Here is a 16787-nt window from a genome sequence, read left to right as displayed (position 1 = left end):
CGGCGTGCTTCCCTGGTCCCATGAGAGTTCTGGTTGCCGAGGACCACGCGATCCTGGCGCGGACCATCGCCACCGGCCTGCGCCGGCAGTCCATGGCGGTCGACCTCGCCGCGTCCGGCGACCAGGCCGAACGGATGTGCCTGCTCGCCCCCTACGACGTGCTGATCCTCGACCGCGACCTGCCGGTGATGACGGGGGACGAGGTCTGCCGCAGCCTCCGCGCCCTGGAGGACCCGCCGCTGATCCTGATGCTGACGGCGGCCGGCACGCTGGAGGACAAGGTCTACGGGCTGGAGGAACTGGGGGCCGACGACTACCTCGCCAAACCCTTCGACTTCTCCGAACTGGTGGCCCGGGTAAGGGCGCTGAGCCGACGCGCGCCCACGCCGCCGTCGGTGGTGCACCGCTACGCCGGGATCTCGCTGGACCTGGCCAGGCACGAGGCGCGGGTGGACGACCGGGCGGTGGAGCTCACCCCCAAGGAGTTCGCCGTGCTCCAGGTGCTGGTCGAGGCCCGCGGCGAGGCCGTCCCGCACCGGGAGCTGGTGCGTTCGGTCTGGGACGAGAACCTGGACCCGCGCACCAGCGCGGTCCGCGCCACGGTCAGCCGGCTGCGGGGCAAGCTCGGCGTGCCCGACCTGATCACGGCCGACGCCGGCGAAGGGTACCGACTGTGCCGCTGACCTGGTCGGGACGCATCCGCGCCGCCCTGCGCGGCACGCCCTTCCGGGTCAGGATCGGCGCCGCCTTCGCCGCCCTGTTCGCCGCCTCCGGGGCGGTGCTGCTGGTCTTCGTGGTGGTGCTGGCCCGCTACGGCACCGCGCAGCAGGTCCAGGGCATCGATGTGACCCGGTGGAACCCGACCGCCCCGGAACCGGCCGGCGGCCTGCCGCCCACCCACGGCCCCACCAGCGGCCCCACCGCCGCCACCGACCCCGACGGCATCGCCCTGCGCCTGGTCGACCACACCGTCTCGACCGTGCAGCAGGCGGCACTTCAGCAGATGATCCTCTGGTCCGGGATCGGGCTGCTGCTGATCACCCTGCTCGGCTCGGTGCTGGGCTGGTGGCTGGCCGGACGCGCACTGCGGCCGGTGGTCGCGGTGACCGAGGCCGCCCGCAGCATCAGCGAGCAGAACCTGCACCAGCGCCTCGCCCTGACCGGCCCCGACGACGAGCTGCACCGACTCGCCGACACCTTCGACGTCATGCTCGACCGCCTGGAGAAGGCGTTCGACAGCCAGCGGCGGTTCGTCGCCAACGCCTCCCACGAACTGCGCACCCCGCTGGCCGCGCAGCGGGCGAGCCTCCAGGTCGGACTGGCCGACCCGCTCCCGGACGGCCTGGCGGAGGTCCGCGAGGACCTGCTGACCGTCAACCGCGACGCGGAGCAGCTGATCGACGCGCTGCTGCTGCTCGCCCGCGGCGACCGCGGCCTCCAGGAGACCGAACCGGTGGAACTGACCGCGCTGGCACGGCAGTTGGTCCACCGGCTACAGCCTGCCGCGGAAGCGGAGGGCATCGCCCTCAGCCTCACCGCCACCCCGACCGCCGACCAGCGGCTGCGCCCGGACGGCGATCCCACCCTGCTGCGCCACCTGCTGACGAACCTGCTGGACAATGCCCTCCGCTACAACCGGCCGGGCGGCAGCGTCCTGCTCCACCTCGGCGACCACGCGCTGACCGTCGCCAACACCGGCGACCCGGTGCCGCCCGACCAGGTTGCGGGCCTCTTCGAGCCCTTCCGCAGGCTCGGCCAGGAACGCGTCGGCGACACCGGCCACGGCCTGGGCCTGTCCATCGCCAAGTCCATCGCCGACGCGCACGGCGCGGAGCTCACCGCCCGCCCCGGCCCGGACGGAGGACTGGTCGTCTCGGTCGCCTTCCACCCCGGCTGAGCCCTCGCCGCGGGGGCGGCCGCACGGCCTAGAGGTCGACGACGACCTTGCCGTGCACGTGCCGGGCGGCCTGGAGCTCGACCGCGGAGCGGATCTGCTCCACCGGGAAGGTCGCCGCGATGGGCACGCGGAGCCGACCCGCCGCGACCAGGCCGGCGATCTGCTCGATGGCGCCGGGGGCGGCGTTGGCGCCGTTCGCCGGGGTGATCCCGTCGACCTGCGCCGCGATGGTGGTGATCCGCTCGTCGGGCACGCCGAGTTCCCGTGCCGCCTGCACCGTGTCCGTCCCGTGCAGGTCGATCGCCGCGGTGACGCCGCCGGGAGCCAGCGCGCGGACCCGGTCGACCAGGCCGTCCCCGTAGGCGACCGGCTCGGCCCCGAGGGCTTCCAGGGCGGCGGCCGAGCTCGCCGATCCCGTTCCGATCACCCGCGCACCCGCGAGCCGCGCGAGCTGCACCGCGAACACTCCGACCCCGCCGCCCGCACCGCCGATGAGCACGGTGTCGCCAGGACCGGGATTCACGACGGCGAGCGCGGCGGCGGCCGTGCACCCGGCGATGGCAAGGGCGGCGGCGGTACGGTCGTCGACCCCGTCGGGGGTGCGGTACGCGGCGCCGCCCACCGCGATCGTCCCGGCCGCGTCGATCACCACATGGTCGGCGACGGCACGGGAGAGGGCGCCGCCGAACACCCGGTCACCCACTGCGAACCCGCTCACACCGTCGCCGTCGCCCTCGCCGACCTGGTCGACGGTCCCGGCGTAGTCGGTGCCGAACCCGCAGGGCAGGCTCAGGCCGAAACGGGTGGCGGTGTCCGCGTCGGAGGTCATGAACCAGTCCATCGGGTTCAGCCCGGCCGCGGCGACGCGCACCCGGATCTGCCCCGGACCGGCCTGCGGCGCAGGCACCTCGCGGAGGTTCAGGGCCTCCGGGCCGCCGAACGAGTCGAACCGGACCGCCCTGCTCGTGGACGCCGACGTGTTGCTGCTCGGTTCCTGCATGCTGTGTTGCCTCCCTGGCGACAAACGAGGGGAGCAAAAGCGGACTATGCTCCGTTTACCAGGGAACCGTAACACAACCGGAGCGTGATCCGTTTTGGAAGAGCCGCAGACTCGCGCACCACGAGCGGACGCGACCCGCAATCGCGACCAACTCCTCCAGGTGGCGAGCCGCGTGTTCGGGTCCGCCGACACCGAGCCGTCGATGCGGGCGATCGCCCGCGAGGCCGGGGTGGGCATCGCCACGCTCTACCGGCATTTCCCCACCCGCGAGGCCCTGGTCGAGGCGGTCTACCGGGATCAGGTCGCGGGGCTCACCGCGGGCGCCCGCGAGCTGCTCGCCGAGTTCCCCCCGCCCGCGGCGCTGCGGCGCTGGATGGACCTGTTCGGGAAGTGGATCGCGGCCAAGAACGGCATGCTCGACACCCTGCTCGCGCTGATCGAGTCAGGCGACATCGCCCACGGCCAGACGCAGACCGAGCTGCTCGCGGCGATCGACGGCATCCTCGACGCCGGCCGCGCGACGAACGAGCTCCGCCCGGACGTCACCGCCGAGGACATCGCCGCCGGCCTCATCGGCATCTTCACCGTCGCCCGCCCGCCCGAGCACGACGCCAGGGCGAACCGCCTGCTGAACATCATGCTGGACGGCCTCCGACCCACCCGCTGAGCCGGCCCTTCGGACGGGCCGGCTCAGCGCGTGACCGGGTCTCTCAGTAGTCCTCGGCGACGCAGTGCTCACCGACGACGTCGTAGCCCGAGGACTCGACGACGGCGCACCGCCAGGGGATCTCGCTGCCGCGCCCGTTGTAGTAGTAGACGTACGCGTCGTAGTGAACCCCGACGGCGGTCCTGCCGCAGTTGGCGCCCTCGACGACGGCGGTCCCGTCGCCGCCGGGGACGGCGCGGCCGACCTCACAGCTGGCCACGGTCCCCGTAGGGGTATCGGCCTGCGCAGCCGGGGCGGCGGTGAGAACGGTCGCCGCCGCGGCTGCGGCTGCGGCGAAGACGGCAAAAGAAATCCTGGCCTTCATGGTGCTCCTTGCTCTGCGGACGAACCGGGACCGACTGCCCGGCCGTGCCGGCACACCCGGGCAACGCGGCTCGGATCATTCCTCCCCCGCCGACAGGACACGCCGGATGCCCCCGGACCCACCCGTACGGCCGTACCCCGTACCCCGTCCCCGTCCCCGTCCCCGGGTCGGTCGACTACGGCAGGCTGCGACGCGGCGCCGAGTGGAGCACCAGCCGGGCGAGTGCGATGAAGGCCGCTGCGCCGCCCAGTGCTATCAGTCGTTCGAACAGGCCGCTGAGGCCGGCGGACCGGGTGGCTCCGTCCAGGACGAACAGCGCGATCATCGCGACCGTGGCCCGGATGGTGGTGCGGGTGTAGGCCGACCACTGGGGCAGGCGCTTCATCGCGGAGGCCAGACAGAACCCCGCGGCGATGAGGGCGGCCACCCCCAGGGTGCTGAGGACGGCGTCCATGGCCCCGCCCGCGGTCGCCGTCTGGAGGTCGGAGGTGCATCCGGGCGCCGCGATCCGGCAGCCCTCGCGCTCGAACGGGCTGAGCAGGTCGCCGAGGCCGAAGATGGAAAGCGCCAGCAGGATCGCCGCCGCCTTCGCGGGTGCGCCGGCCTGCCGCAACGCGGGCCACAGGGCGGCACGCGCGAACAGCACAGCGGTGACCCCGCTCAGGGTGAACACCACGATCAGGAACCACGCGCCCGGCGCCCCGTCGGCGTACATGTCGCTGATCGTCTGACTGAACACGCTGTACCGGGGGCCCTGCCAGGCGGCGGCCAGCAGCCAGCTCAGGGTGAAGGCGACGTGTGCGACCAGTACCGCCCAGGACCAGCGGCGCATGCGCGGAGACGGTTCGGACACCGCCTCCTGATCCGGCCGTGCAGTCAGTGACGTCGTGTGGTCCATGGCACTCTCCGGGTCGGTCGGCTCGGTCGGCTCGGCGCCGGAGGCCTGTCGCCGCCGGCGGACCCGACGTTATGGCCGGACGGCCGGGCCCGGCGTCACCCGCCGGTGGACGATCGCGGGTAGCTCCCTCGGGGGATCCCCGCCCGGTCCGCACGCCACCGCCCCCGCCACCGCCACCGCCACGCCGGATTCAGTCGTCCGCGTGCACCAGTCCGCTGCGGTAGGCATGGATGACCGCGTGGACCCGGTCGCGCAACCCGAGCTTCGCAAGGATCCGCGAGACGTAGGTCTTGACCGTCTCGTGGCTGATGAACAGCTCCGCTGCGATCTCCGCATTGGACTTCCCGGCCGCCACCAGCAGCAGCACCTCGTGCTCCCGGGGCGTCAGGCCCGGAGCGCGGCCCCCGGGCGCCTGCGGCTGCTGCGCGGGAACCGCGGGCCGGACCCGGTCCGCGAAACTGCCGACCAGACTGCGGGTGACCGCCGGGGAGAGCAACGCCTCGCCGGCCGCGACCGTGCGCACCGCCGCCGTCAGCTCGGCGGGCCTGGTGTCCTTGAGCAGGAAGCCGCTCGCTCCGGCCCGCAGGGCGTCGTACACGTACTCGTCAAGGTTGAAGGTGGTCACCACCAGCACCTTCACCGGACGGGCCACGTCGGGTCCGGCCAGTTCGCGGGTCGCGGCGATCCCGTCGAGTACCGGCATGCGGACGTCCATCACCACCACGTCCGGCCGCAGTCGCGCGGCGTCGCGCACCGCCTGCCGGCCGTCCACCGCCTCGCCCACCAGCTCCATGTCGGGCTGGGCGGAGAAGATGGTGGCGTACCCGGCCCGGATCAGGTCCTGGTCGTCGCAGACCATCACCCTGATCCTGGGCGCATCGGGCGTGACCGGGTTCATGGCGCCGCCTCCAGCGGGAGTCGGGCACGGACCTGGAAACCGCCGTCCGACATCGCCTCGGCGCTGAACCGTCCGCCGAACACCTCGACCCGGTGCCGCAGGCCGACCAGCCCCCGACCGCTTCCGGCGGCTGCCAGCGGCCCGACTCCCCGCGCTGCCCTGCCGTCGCCGGACGCCCCCGGGGCACGGGTGACGCCCTCGGTGGTCACCACGATCTCGATCTCCGCCTCGCCGAAGTCGGCCAGCACCGAGGTCCGCCGACCGGGCGCGTGCTTGAGCGCATTGGTCAGCGCCTCCTGCACGATCCGGTAGGCGGTCAGCTCCGGGCCGCCACCCGCGGCCCGCTGCTCGCCCTGCTGGACGAACTCCACCGGCTGACCGGTCCGGCGCACCTGCTCGACCAGATCAGCCACGCGGGTCCGGGTCGGGGCCGTGCGGGTGACCGCCTCGGCATCGCCCGGACCCTTCAACACATCGAGCAGAAACCGCAGTTCGGCCAGCGCCCGGCGCCCGGTGTCGCTGATCGCCTCCAGGCTCTCGGCCGCGCGCCCACCGGCCGGCGGCAGTACGTACTGCGCGGCGTCCGCCTGCACGACCATCGCTGTGACGTGATGGGTCACCACATCGTGCAGGTCCCGGGCGATCCGGTTGCGCTCGGCCGCCGCGGCGGCCAGTACGTCGAGCTGCCGCCGCTGCTCGGCAGCAGCGTGCCTGCCCCGCACCCACGCCCCGGCCCACCAGCAGCCGGCCAGCACCAGAGCGAAGGTGACGAAGTCCACCGCACGCTCCGGCGACCCCTCGACCCGCAGCACCGAGGCGAGCACCGCGTACCCGGCACCGGCCGCAACCGCAGCCGTACGCCGTCCTCGCCCGAGGTGGGCCCCGGCACCGTAGAGAGCAGCCAACAGGCCTTCGCTGCCGAAGTTCGGCGGATAACCGCACACCTGGCCGACGCAGAAGCACATCCCGATCACAGCGAGGCAGACGCCGGGCGCAACCCGGCGAACAGCCAGCGGCAGGCACTGGCCGAGACCCGCCAGCACACCGATGAGGTCCACCTGCCGCACCGTCAACTCACCGAGCAGCACCCCGTCCCCGGCGATGCCCGGCACAAAGGCGACAGCTCCCAGGACCGCCGCGAACGCACCGTCACGCACCAGCAGCGGGCGCCCACGCCACCAGGCCCCGACACGTGCGATCGGCATTCCTACGATGACCTGACTGCGGCTGCGCACCCGACGACGATAGCCGAGGAGAACATCCAGCGGGCTCTCGCCCCGGTAGCACCAGAGCCGGGGTCGACCAGTTCGTCCCGCGTCATCGCGGTGGGGTTCGGGAACTCCGCCGCCTCGCGGCCCCGGCAGAGCGTGTCTTCGGCTCCTGCGGCGCAACGGTAAACGATCAAGGCCCAGGCTTACCGCTGAATTCACGCTCGCCGCATGACAACCCACCGCGTGTCCGGCATCGAGGGCGAAGGCCCGGCGACTGATACGAACTGTCTCCACACGGATCTGGCACTTCATCAATTGCACTGGCCGGGGCCTGCAGAACCCTGCGCCTCGTCACCCTTCCCACGGCCGTACGCGGCGTATCCTCATCGATCTACCATCACGTCGTCGCGCATACTTTTCCAGTCGGGCGAGTTGGGATGAATCGAATATTCTTGAGGCGAATTGCCCATCTTGCGGTCGCTTCGGTGGCCGCAATCGGACTTTCGGCGCTGGCGGCTCCTGCGTCGCGGGCCGCATCTGCGGCCCCGGCCGCTACCCCCACTGTCCCGGGACTGCTGGCGGGGATCAGGTACACCGGCGGGATGACCCAGACGTCGACCGAGAACCCGGACGGTTCCCGCCTGGTCTCGACCGCGCCCGGAGGCGGCCAGGACGACGGTGAGAATCCGGCCTGGTCTCCCGACGGCAAGCGCATCGTCTTCACGTCCTCTCCCGGGCCGGCGATGTGCACCTACACGCCCAACGGCACCAACACGGTGTGCCAGGACTGGGGCATGGACTCGGCTCCCACGTTCACCCCTGACGGGGCCGACATCATCGTGGGCAACATCGCGGTCTGGGGTGACCTCCAGCAACTGGGATACGTTCCCTCGACCTACGTGGCACCGCTTGGCCTGCCGCCGGCGAGCGACATGAAGCCGTGGTTCTCCTCGAACACCGGCGGCGACGACTCCTACCCCACGGTGTCGACGGCGACCGGCGCCGTACTGTTCGAGCACGACGCGAATGCGGCGACGGACATCTGGACCGATCACGGCGACCACACCGCAGGGCTGCTGATCGCGAACGGCCGGCAGCCGGACCTGTCGCCGGACGGATCGACGGTCGCGTTCGTGCGGGCCGTGGGCGGCTACGACCAGATCTTCACCCAGGACGCCTCCGGTGCGGGCACTGCCACACAGGTGACCAGCGGCTCGACCAACCACACCTATCCCAAGTGGACGCCGGACGGCCTGGGGCTGGACTACAACGCCAATCCGGGCACCACCCGCGAGGCCACGGTGGGCCACCACCTGGTCCTGGCGACGCAGGCGGACACCGTCATCCCCAACGGCCTCACCTGGGTCACCCAGCAGCCCACCCAGGTGACCACCCTGGGTGCGGCGTCCACCTTCCACCCCACCGGTCCGACCCGCCTGCTGGACACCCGCACCGACACCGGGCAGCCCGCCGCCCGGGTGCTCGGCCCCGGCGGGATCCTGCCGCTGGCCATCGAGGGCGTGAACAAGATGCCCGCGTCGGGGGTCAGCGCCGTGGTGCTGAACGTCACCGTGACCGCACCGACCGCCGCCGGCTACCTGACCATCTACCCGGAGGGCACACCGAGCCCGGCTTCCTCGAACCTCAACTGGACCAAGGGCGTGACCATCGCGAACCAGGTGGTCGTTCCGGTGGGCGCGGACGGCGAGATCGACTTCGCCAACCACAGCCAGGGCACCACCCAGGTGGTCGCCGACATCTCCGGCTACTACACCTCGGACAGCACCGGGGCGGGCTTCACCGCGGACGGTCCCGCACGGCTGCTGGACACCCGGGCCGCCGTCGGGGTGTCCACCAGGACACCGGTCCGCGCGAACGGAACGGTCGTGCTCCCGGTCGCCGGCAGAGACAAGATTCCTTCCACAGGCGTCTCGGCGGTGGTGCTCAACGTCACCGCCACCGATACCAGGGCCGGTGGTTATGTGACCGTCTACCCGGACGGGAAGGCCAAGCCGACCGCGTCCAACCTCAACTGGACCGCGGGCGAAACCCTCCCCAACCATGTGGTCGTCCCGGTCGGAGCCGACGGCAAGGTCGACCTGGCCGTCCACAGCTCGGGCACGGTCGACCTGATCGCGGACGTGCTCGGCTACTTCGGCGCCGGCGGCTCCGCGTTCCACAGCACCGCCCCGACCCGGCTGATGGACGAGGTCGGCAGCCCCATCGCGGCGAACGCCACGCACACGCTGACCGTGACCGGCTCGACCGTCCCGGCCGGTGCCACCGCGGTGGTCCTCAACGTCACCGTGACCAAGGCCAAGGCCGGCGGCTACCTGACCGTCTACCCGAACGGCACGGCCAAGCCGACCGCCTCCAACCTCAACTGGCTGACCGGCGGGACCGTCCCCAACCTGGTGACCGTGCGCCTGGTCGACGGGAAGCTCGACTTCGCCGTCCACAGTTCCGGCAGTGTCGGCGTGATCGCGGACGTGTTCGGCTACTACGGCGGCTGAAACCGCACATCATTCGCAGCCGGACAGCCTTGAAGCCCAGGCCGGGAGATGTCCCCGGCCTGGGCTTCGGTTGCTGGACAGGTTCTCACCGTCATGAGGGCAGGTAGTAGCCCTCGATGTCGGCGGCGAGGCTGAGACTGCCGTGGGCGTTGTAGAGGTCGATGGATCCGTCGGGGCCGATGGGGACCAGGACGGTGACGGCTCGGGTGGTGCGGGCGGTGAGGTTGAGGTTGGAGCTGGTGGTGGGGGTGCTGCCGTGGGGGTAGGCGGTGAGCCAGGTGGAGGCGGTGGGGGTGATGCCCGTCAGGTTGATCAGTACGGCGCTGGCGCCGGCGGGGACCGCGGAGGTGCCGCCGACTTTGAGGACCAGGTGGGACCCAGGTCCCAGGGGGGCTTTGCGGGCGCCGGTGGCGTTGCGGGTGTCCAGGATCCGGGTCGGGGTGAGGGGGACGTAGGGGGCGCCGTGGGTGGTGCCCTTGGTGCTGGGGTCGGTGATGTCGTAGCCCTGGACGTCGGCAACCAGGTCGACGGTGCCGGAGTGGTTGTACAAGGTGACCAGGCCGGTGTAGTCGAGCGGGACGACGACCTGGTTGGAGGTGGTCTGCCCGGTGTGGAAGTTCAGTACCGAGGTGGTGGGGGCCTTGCCGTCGCGCTGGACGCCGATGTAGCTGGTGGCGCTCGCGTCGGTCTCGGTGAGGTTCAGCACCACCGCTGAGGCCTGGGTGTACGGGGGCGCGGCCCTGAAGGTCACGGTCGAGCCGGGGCCGACCGCGTGGCGGCTGGTACCGGTGGCGTTGCGGGTGTCCAGGATCCGGGTCGGGTTCTTGGCGGTCACATACCCGGCGGGGGGCTGGAGGGCCGCGGTGGTGTAGTAGCCCTGGACGTCGGCGAGGATGTCGGCGGTCCCGGCGTAGTTGTACAGGTCGATGTAGCCGTCGGCCGCGACCGGGACAGTGACCTGGTTGGGGGTGATCTGGCCGGGGGCGAGGTTCAGGTCGGACGCGGTCGGGGTCGCGGCGCCGTCGCGGTAGGCGGCGATCCAGGTGCCGGCGGTGGCGTCCAGCCCTGTCAGGTTCAGCGTGACGGCGGTGAGTCCGGTGCTGGGCAGGCCCTGGGCCCCGGCGACCTTCAGGCGCACCACGGCCCGCGGGCCCACCGCGCCTCGGTGGCCTCCGGTGCTGGTGCGGGTGTCCAGCAGCCGTACCGGCCCGAAGGGGACCAGAGTGCTGCCGACCGAAAGGAGTTGGGTGGTGTGCGCGGTCTTCCCGGCGGTGTCGGTGGTGGTGGCGGCGAAGGTGTAGGTGCCGGGCGCGGCGTAGGTGTGGGTGATGACAGGGACAGGGACAGGGACGGGGTGGCGGAAGCGGTCTGCGGGGCGCTGCCGTCGCCGAAGTCGTAGGTGTACTGGGCGATGTCCCGGTCATCACTCGCGTTGCCGGACACCGAGACGGTCAGGCCCTGGCGGCTCACCCCGATCTCCGGTACCAGCGGGAGAGTCTGGGACACGTCGAACGTGGTGGTGCCCTGGAAGGTGGTGCCGTCCGCGTTGGTGGCGATCACAGTCACGGTGGGGAACCCGACGGCGGTGTAGGTGTGCGTGGCGCTGGGCGTGGTGGTCTCGGTGGGGGCGCTGCCGTCACCGAAGTCGAACCGGTACCCGGTGATCGCCGCGTTCCAGGGGTTGGTCACCTGCAAGGTGACCGTCTCAGCCAGCGGAGCCGGCCCCTTGTCCACCGACATGACGGGCTTCAGCCCCTGCAGCGCGTGGAACTCGACCGCGCCGCGGTCCACCACACCGACGCCGGTGTCGGGCACCAGTGGGTCGTCGACCCGGGGCCGGTCGTACCGGTCACTGGCCAACTCATCGGGGGCGTCCGCATCCCCCGAGTCGATCAGCGGCGAGCCCTCGGTGGGCCAGTAGGAGTCCTGCACGCCCATGTGGTCCAGATCGTGCGCACCTTGACCGGTGGCCGCGGTGAACGCCGCACTACTCGCATACGGCGCACCACCCCACAGATAGTCCTCCCCCGGAGACTGCGCCTGCACCGCGTTGTAGTCGCTGCGCACGTTGGCGACCGAGTCGGCGGAGACGGCGATCTCGGCGGGCGAGGCCGCCAGCGGGCACCCGGTTTGCCCACCCGCCCACTGGGCGACGACGTTTTCGATGGATCCCGAGGAGGATCCGGTGATGTCGACCGCACGGCCGCACGTCGAGGAGAGCGAATCACCGGTCACCACGATCCCGGCCACCCCATCGGCGTGGATCCCGCCTTCGCCCCGTCCTCCCTCGAAGTTGAACATGGAGTCGGTGACCACGATGTTGCCGGCCCCGGCCTGCACGTTCAGCCCCCAGCCCGTGAACTGGTGAACCTCGGTCCTGGCGACCGTCACATCCGAGGAGGTGCCGTCGACGTCAATCGCGTCCTGCGGATCGACGTAGTCGTCGCCGGCGTCGTACAGCAGCTCGTCATCGAGCCGGATTCGGTGGGCGCCGATCAGCTGGAACCCCGGGAACGGGGCCGAGGTTCCCACGCTGAGGCCGGAGAAGTCGATGTCGTGCGCGTTGCGGACGGTGAATGCCGCGGCCTTCACCGGCCGGATGTCGTCCCCTTCGGCGTCGGCGGCCATGGCGAAGGTGATGGGCGCCCCGGGGGTGCCGGAGTGAGTGATCGTCACCGGCTGGGTGTACAGCTTGCCCAGGCTCGGGACGATATGGACAGTCTGGCCCGGCAGCGCCGCGTCAGCCGCGGCTTGGATCGTGCAGAACGGGACGGACTGCGTACCGGCGCCCGTGTCGGTGCAGGCTGCAGCGGACTGATTGACGTACAGGTCCTGGGCCGGGTCGGCGTGGGCTGACGTGGTACCCGCCACACCGCTCAGGAGCAGCACGAGAGCTCCGGTCGCGGTGACGGCACGGCGGCGCAGCAGCATGACGAAGTCCCCCCAGGAGCCAGGAGCTCGTTCGGTTGCCGCTCTGGCCGATGATGTGCGATGACGATCTGCGGCACTGACCCTAGCGTTATGGATCACCCAGCACCATGCTCCCCGGATTCGCTGCTGCGGTTTGCGGAGCATCGCCCGGTTATCGTCACCCTCAGGATTCCTGCCAGCTGGCTCCCAACGGCGCCGCGACGGCATATCCACCACGCAGCGCCATGCGGGCCCGCCGCGGAGTCGGCTCAACTGGCTTTGGCCTCCTGCTCGGCGAGCTCACGCTTACGGTGGCAGACCATGCGGACCAAATCTTGCAGACCGCTGTTCGGCCGCATGAAGACCTGGCCGTGGGCAGTGAGGACCTGGAGGATGTTGACCCCCACCGCTCTGATCCTCGCTCGCGCCAAGCCCCTGGGCGTGGGCTTCGCCCCTGATGCCGGCACGGGCCCGTCCGCACTGAGGTCGCTGCGCCGGCGCAGCCCCACGGCTGGCCCGCAGCACTAGCCTGTGCCTGCGCGCGCCTGCAGTGGCGCGGCACCGTCACCGACGCGGCGCGCCGCGCACCGGCGGCTCCCTCGGGCCGGCGTCGCGAGCGTGCTGGTGGGCGCGATCGCAGGCGCAGGCGAGGGCTTGTGACGGGCACTCAGGTGTCCAGCAGGGCAGGGACGAAGATGTCGTCGCTGGTGAGCAGGGTGCGTGAGAGGCCCTGCTGGTGGTGGTAGCGCAGGAAGGTGTCGACGGCGTGGCGGTTGGCCGTGATGCCGTAGGGCCACCAGTCCTCCCCCAGCAGGCGTCGGTTCTCGTCGAAGAGTTCGCTGAACCAGGGGGTCATGGAGGCCATGTGCTGCTTGGTCGCTCCCTCGCGGTGGCGGCGGGCGAGGTCGTCCTTGGCGGTGCAGAAGGCGCGGTACACCGCCTGGAGCAGCTCGGTGTGGTCGGCCAGCTCCTTGCGGACCGCCACCACGTGCATCATCGGGAAGATACCGGTGCGGCGGTAGTAGGAGCGCTCCACTGCTTCGTAGTCGGGGAAGAGCCGGGCGATCCTGGGCGACCCGTCGAGCAGCGCCTGCGGAACGTCCACCGAGATCAGGGCATCGATGTCGCCCGCTTCGAGCATGGCGCCGAGGGTCTGGCCGTCTGCCGCGTGCCGCACCTCCACGACGGCGGGCACGGGCTGCGGGATCCAGTCGAAGGAGGGGATCGGATGGTCGGTCCCGCCGATCACCCAGCGGCACTGCTCCGGGGTGACGCCGTACTCGTCGGCCAGGATGCCCTTGACCCACACACCCGGGTCGTGGCCGTAGAGGGCGAACTCCCCCACGGTGCGCCCGACCAGGTCCTTCGGAGTCACGATCCCCGAAGCCGAGTTGACGAAGACCGCGCTGTGGCGGAAGTTCCGGTTGGGGAAGACCGGCAGCGCGAGGAACGGCGGATCCTCCAGGTCGAAGGTGCGCAGGAAGTAGGTCAGTCCCAGCTCTGCGACGTCGAACTCGCCCTGGACCATGCGCCGGAAGGTGTCCGAGACCAGCGGCTCGGTCGCGAAGGAGGCGTCCACCCCCTCGATGGGCACGGCCCCGTCGAGAAGGGCGGCGGTGTGCTCGTAGCGGTAGGTGCTGACAGACAGATCGGCGTCGTGCATGGCGAGCCCTCCTCGGGCAAAGCTTCCGCGAATAACCGTTCACTATTAAGCTAGCGAGAGCAGGGCACCGAGTCAACGCGAACCTTCATTCACTTTGCCTTCGGTCCCGGTCACCAGCCGCACATCGAGGAGGAACCGTCCATGCCGCGGATCAGCGACGCGCGTCGCGAGGCGAAGCGCGCCGAGATCGTTGCCGCCGCACGCCGCTGCTTCGCGCGCGACGGCTTCCACCAGACCTCCATGCCCGACATCGCCCGCGAGGCCGGAATCGCCGTCGGCGCCTCCTACCGCTACTTCGCCGGCAAGGAGGAACTGGTCCTGGAGATCGCCGGCGACGCTTTCCGGCTGGTCTTCGCCCCGCTCGAACACCTCGCCCGCCCCGCCGGAGCCAGCGCGACGTGCAGCGCACCCCCGGTGTCGCACGCGCTCGGCGAGATCGTCGCCGCATCGCTCACCGCGACTGCCCCCGCCCCCGACGCCGCCGGCAATCCCGTCCCCATCGACGAGGTGCTGCGCTGCGCGGTGCAGGCCTGGGGCGAACTCCTGCGCAACCCGGCCCTGCACCGGCAAGCCGCCGAGGGCTTCGAGCAAGTCCGCAGCCGCCTGGCGGAGTTGCTGCGCCAGGGCCGGCGCACCGGCGCCCTCAGCCCGGAAGTCGACCCCGACACCGCCGCACGCCTCGTCATGGCCCTGGCCCACGGGGTCATCCTGCAACGAGTCGCCTTCGGCCTCGACGACGTCGACGGCATCACCCGGGAGGTCCACGCGCTGCTGTCGGCGACAGGCACACGGGGCGATCTCCCGTGATCCTCTGGGCCGACGCGTTCACCCGACCTACTGGCGGACCCTGGCCGAACGGCCGGCTCCGCCGTTCCAGCCTGGGCCTCAAGCAGTGGCCGCGGGCGGTCGCCATCGAGCTCGCCGGGCGAGCCGTCGGAGTCCAGGGAGCAGCTGGTCTAGCTGCCCTGGAAGGTGTAGTGCGGTGTGGTGTCCTGGTAGGTCTGGGTGGTGGGTTGGTAGTCGAAGTAGTAGCTCAGGGTGTGGCCGGCCGGGACGGTCACCGACTGCTCCCAGCGGCCCGCGGCGGCGTTCCAGGTGGCCATGTAGTTGAGCTGGCCTCCGTTGTCCAGGGTGTAGTGGACCGCCACGAAGCTGCAGCTGCCGCTGCCCGGCTTGAACCAGATGGTGTCGTTGCCGCCGGTCCCGGTGGCGACGCCCTGGGTGAAGGCGCCGCTGCTGCCGGTCGGGCTCGTGGTGGCGGACGGTGTGGTGCTGGGCGTGGGCGTCGGCGTGGCGGTTGGGGTGGGTGTCGGGCTCGCGCTGCTGCTGGGACCGGAGGTCGGAGTGCTTCCGGTGCAGTTGGCCGGGGCGTTGACGAACAGGCACTTCTTCAGCTCGTTGACGAAGTTCTGCTCGATGGTGGGGTCGGCCTGGATCCGGGCGTCGCCCCAGTAGCCGTTGGAGCAGCCGGCCCCGCCGGCCGAGGCGCCGTCGGCGCACTGCCAGGAGGTCTGGGCGTCCCAGTCGGTGTTGATGTAGGAGGCGACCCGGATGACGTCGCTGTTCTGCTCGATCCAGTTCCAGTAGCCCGCGTACCACTGGTTCCAGACCGTGGCTGCGTCTGTGCCCTGCGGGTTCTTCTGCATGATGCAGCTCTTGGTCAGCCCCGAGGTGCTGTAGCCCTGCGGGGACGCCTCGGCGATCATCACCGGCTTGCCGTGGCCGCGGGCGAAGTCCAGGACCCGGTTCTGCAGCGTGACCGGGTTGATGTCGTAGCTGCTGCAGCCCCACTGGGTCGACAGTGAACCGGCGTTGTAGAAGTCGGACAGGCCGACGTAGTCGACGTAGGCGTCACCGGGGTACCACGGGTCGAGGTGGTTCGGGTCGGTGACGGTGTAGTTGTACTCGGGGTGGTCCGGCGAGGAGTTGAGCGGCCAGGCGGCGCTCTGCCAGACCGTGGCCACGTTGGAGGCGCCCAACGCGTCGATGCGGCCCTTGATGTACTGGAACGCCTTGACGTAGTAGCCCGCGTTGTAGCAGTTCCAGGGCCCGTCGAACTCGTAGCCGATGCGCAGGTAGGTGGGGCGCCCCCAGGACTTGAACTGGTTGACCATGCGGTCGATGTCCGCCCGGTACTTCGCAGTCAGCTGGGGGGTGATGTCGGCGTCCGCGGTCCCGATGATGGCGCGCAACGGTTGGTTGGTGCAGCCGGTCGAGGCGTCGGAAAGGTAGAGCCCGACCGCGAGGGCGGAGTTCGGGTACTGGCTCAGGGTCTGGTTGAAGTCGTAGGTCCCGCTGCCGTAGTCGACCGGGGAGAACATGCCGGCCAGCGGGGCCGGGCTGCCGCCCTCGATCAGGTTGGTGTACAGGGTCACCCCGCCGGGCTGCGGGGCGCCGAGCGCGGCGTTGCCCAGGACCTGGGTCTTGTAGTCGGACAGGGTGTCGCTGTCCTGGCCCATCACCGCCAGGACCTTCCCCCCGGCGGGCAGGTTGCGGGCGCTCAGGGTGGTGGCAGCGTGGGCCGCGGTGGCGGGGGGCAGCGCCAGAAGGGCCGCGGTCAGGGCCGCGGTGGCGGTGGCGGCGAGGGCCGCCAGGCGTGATCGGATACGCACAGGTGCTCCTTGGCTGAGTGGTGCCATGCCGCGGCGCCGGCGCCGCGGGGTCGCGAGGGCTCCGGGGCAACCGAAACTGTCGCTGTGTTTCCGATGGAGCACCGTAGGAGCGGGCAGGCTCACCGTCAATGGGTTGCACACAACGCGCACGGGT

15 protein-coding genes are annotated in these 16787 nt (G+C 71.1%); 5 read left to right on the top strand and 10 right to left on the bottom strand.

Annotation, left to right across the window (positions count from 1 at the left end; translation table 11 throughout):
• Positions 1-20: 20 nt before the first annotated feature.
• Positions 21-683, top strand: a complete 663-nt coding sequence (locus ACEZDE_RS30400; protein ID WP_380543125.1) for a response regulator transcription factor — start codon at positions 21-23, stop codon at positions 681-683.
• On the top strand, positions 674-1897 hold the full coding sequence (locus tag ACEZDE_RS30395) for a sensor histidine kinase (protein WP_380543122.1): 1224 nt from the start codon (positions 674-676) through the stop codon (positions 1895-1897). Before ACEZDE_RS30400 ends, ACEZDE_RS30395 begins: the two co-directional genes overlap by 10 nt.
• Before the next feature lie 28 nt (positions 1898-1925).
• Here ACEZDE_RS30395 and ACEZDE_RS30390 read toward each other — a convergent pair whose 3' ends face one another.
• A complete protein-coding gene (locus tag ACEZDE_RS30390; RefSeq protein ID WP_380543119.1) occupies positions 1926-2897 on the bottom strand; it encodes an alcohol dehydrogenase catalytic domain-containing protein in 972 nt (323 codons plus the stop codon).
• A gap of 172 nt (positions 2898-3069) precedes the next feature.
• On the opposite strand from ACEZDE_RS30390, the gene ACEZDE_RS30385 reads away from it, so the two are divergent.
• Positions 3070-3564 carry a TetR/AcrR family transcriptional regulator gene (locus tag ACEZDE_RS30385; RefSeq protein WP_380543116.1) on the top strand — a complete coding sequence of 165 codons (495 nt, stop codon included), beginning with the start codon at positions 3070-3072 and terminating at the stop codon, positions 3562-3564.
• Positions 3565-3607: 43 nt separating this feature from the next.
• On the opposite strand, the gene ACEZDE_RS30380 is transcribed toward ACEZDE_RS30385, so the two are convergent.
• The 4 genes from ACEZDE_RS30380 to ACEZDE_RS30365 all read right to left on the bottom strand — a co-directional run bounded on the left by ACEZDE_RS30380 (position 3608) and on the right by ACEZDE_RS30365 (position 6929).
• Entirely contained in the window at positions 3608-3928 is a 321-nt protein-coding gene (locus ACEZDE_RS30380) for a hypothetical protein (protein ID WP_380543113.1), read from the bottom strand.
• Between the two features lie 175 nt (positions 3929-4103).
• Positions 4104-4781, bottom strand: coding sequence for a DUF998 domain-containing protein (locus ACEZDE_RS30375; RefSeq protein ID WP_380543110.1), 678 nt, complete (start codon positions 4779-4781; stop codon positions 4104-4106).
• Positions 4782-5016: 235 nt separating this feature from the next.
• Entirely contained in the window at positions 5017-5724 is a 708-nt protein-coding gene (locus ACEZDE_RS30370) for a response regulator (protein ID WP_380543107.1), read from the bottom strand.
• The gene (locus ACEZDE_RS30365) at positions 5721-6929 is read right to left on the bottom strand and encodes a sensor histidine kinase (protein WP_380543104.1); all 1209 of its coding nucleotides are present in this window, start codon (positions 6927-6929) and stop codon (positions 5721-5723) included. The genes ACEZDE_RS30370 and ACEZDE_RS30365 overlap by 4 nt, the downstream gene beginning before the upstream one ends.
• A 608-nt stretch (positions 6930-7537) precedes the next feature.
• Between ACEZDE_RS30365 and ACEZDE_RS30360 the strand changes: the two genes are divergently transcribed.
• Positions 7538-9448, top strand: a complete 1911-nt coding sequence (locus ACEZDE_RS30360; protein WP_380543102.1) for a TolB family protein — start codon at positions 7538-7540, stop codon at positions 9446-9448.
• Between the two features lie 91 nt (positions 9449-9539).
• On the opposite strand, the gene ACEZDE_RS30355 is transcribed toward ACEZDE_RS30360, so the two are convergent.
• The 4 genes from ACEZDE_RS30355 to ACEZDE_RS30340 form a co-directional block, all read right to left on the bottom strand.
• Entirely contained in the window at positions 9540-10589 is a 1050-nt protein-coding gene (locus tag ACEZDE_RS30355; RefSeq protein WP_380543099.1) for a hypothetical protein, read from the bottom strand.
• Complete coding sequence (locus ACEZDE_RS30350) at positions 10577-12631, bottom strand: PKD domain-containing protein (RefSeq protein ID WP_380543096.1); 2055 nt, start codon at positions 12629-12631, stop codon at positions 10577-10579. The genes ACEZDE_RS30355 and ACEZDE_RS30350 overlap by 13 nt, the downstream gene beginning before the upstream one ends.
• Positions 12628-12765, bottom strand: coding sequence for a hypothetical protein (locus ACEZDE_RS30345; RefSeq protein ID WP_380543093.1), 138 nt, complete (start codon positions 12763-12765; stop codon positions 12628-12630). Before ACEZDE_RS30345 ends, ACEZDE_RS30350 begins: the two co-directional genes overlap by 4 nt.
• 260 nt (positions 12766-13025) lie before the next feature.
• Positions 13026-14021, bottom strand: a complete 996-nt coding sequence (locus tag ACEZDE_RS30340) for a 4,5-dihydroxyphthalate decarboxylase (RefSeq protein ID WP_380543090.1) — start codon at positions 14019-14021, stop codon at positions 13026-13028.
• Between the two features lie 141 nt (positions 14022-14162).
• On the opposite strand from ACEZDE_RS30340, the gene ACEZDE_RS30335 reads away from it, so the two are divergent.
• Positions 14163-14828 carry a TetR/AcrR family transcriptional regulator gene (locus ACEZDE_RS30335; RefSeq protein ID WP_380543087.1) on the top strand — a complete coding sequence of 222 codons (666 nt, stop codon included), beginning with the start codon at positions 14163-14165 and terminating at the stop codon, positions 14826-14828.
• Between the two features lie 149 nt (positions 14829-14977).
• Here ACEZDE_RS30335 and ACEZDE_RS30330 read toward each other — a convergent pair whose 3' ends face one another.
• A complete protein-coding gene (locus ACEZDE_RS30330; RefSeq protein ID WP_380543084.1) occupies positions 14978-16633 on the bottom strand; it encodes an endo-1,3-beta-xylanase in 1656 nt (551 codons plus the stop codon).
• Between the last annotated feature and the right edge of the window lie 154 nt (positions 16634-16787).

Source organism: Streptacidiphilus cavernicola (assembly GCF_042510955.1).
Taxonomy (GTDB): domain Bacteria; phylum Actinomycetota; class Actinomycetes; order Streptomycetales; family Streptomycetaceae; genus Streptacidiphilus; species Streptacidiphilus cavernicola.
Note: the sequence above shows the minus strand (reverse complement) of the source record. Positions and strands in the feature narration are given on the sequence as shown.

Excerpts from the sequence above, each read along its gene's own strand:
- ACEZDE_RS30400 (WP_380543125.1), top strand. The coding sequence starts at position 21 with ATGAGAGTTCTGGTTGCCGAGGACCACGCGATCCTGGCGCGGACCATC.
- ACEZDE_RS30390 (WP_380543119.1), bottom strand. The coding sequence starts at position 2,897 with ATGCAGGAACCGAGCAGCAACACGTCGGCGTCCACGAGCAGGGCGGTC.
- ACEZDE_RS30380 (WP_380543113.1), bottom strand. The coding sequence starts at position 3,928 with ATGAAGGCCAGGATTTCTTTTGCCGTCTTCGCCGCAGCCGCAGCCGCG.
- ACEZDE_RS30370 (WP_380543107.1), bottom strand. The coding sequence starts at position 5,724 with ATGAACCCGGTCACGCCCGATGCGCCCAGGATCAGGGTGATGGTCTGC.
- ACEZDE_RS30365 (WP_380543104.1), bottom strand. The coding sequence starts at position 6,929 with ATGCCGATCGCACGTGTCGGGGCCTGGTGGCGTGGGCGCCCGCTGCTG.
- ACEZDE_RS30360 (WP_380543102.1), top strand. The coding sequence starts at position 7,538 with ATGACCCAGACGTCGACCGAGAACCCGGACGGTTCCCGCCTGGTCTCG.
- ACEZDE_RS30340 (WP_380543090.1), bottom strand. The coding sequence starts at position 14,021 with ATGCACGACGCCGATCTGTCTGTCAGCACCTACCGCTACGAGCACACC.
- ACEZDE_RS30335 (WP_380543087.1), top strand. The coding sequence starts at position 14,163 with ATGCCGCGGATCAGCGACGCGCGTCGCGAGGCGAAGCGCGCCGAGATC.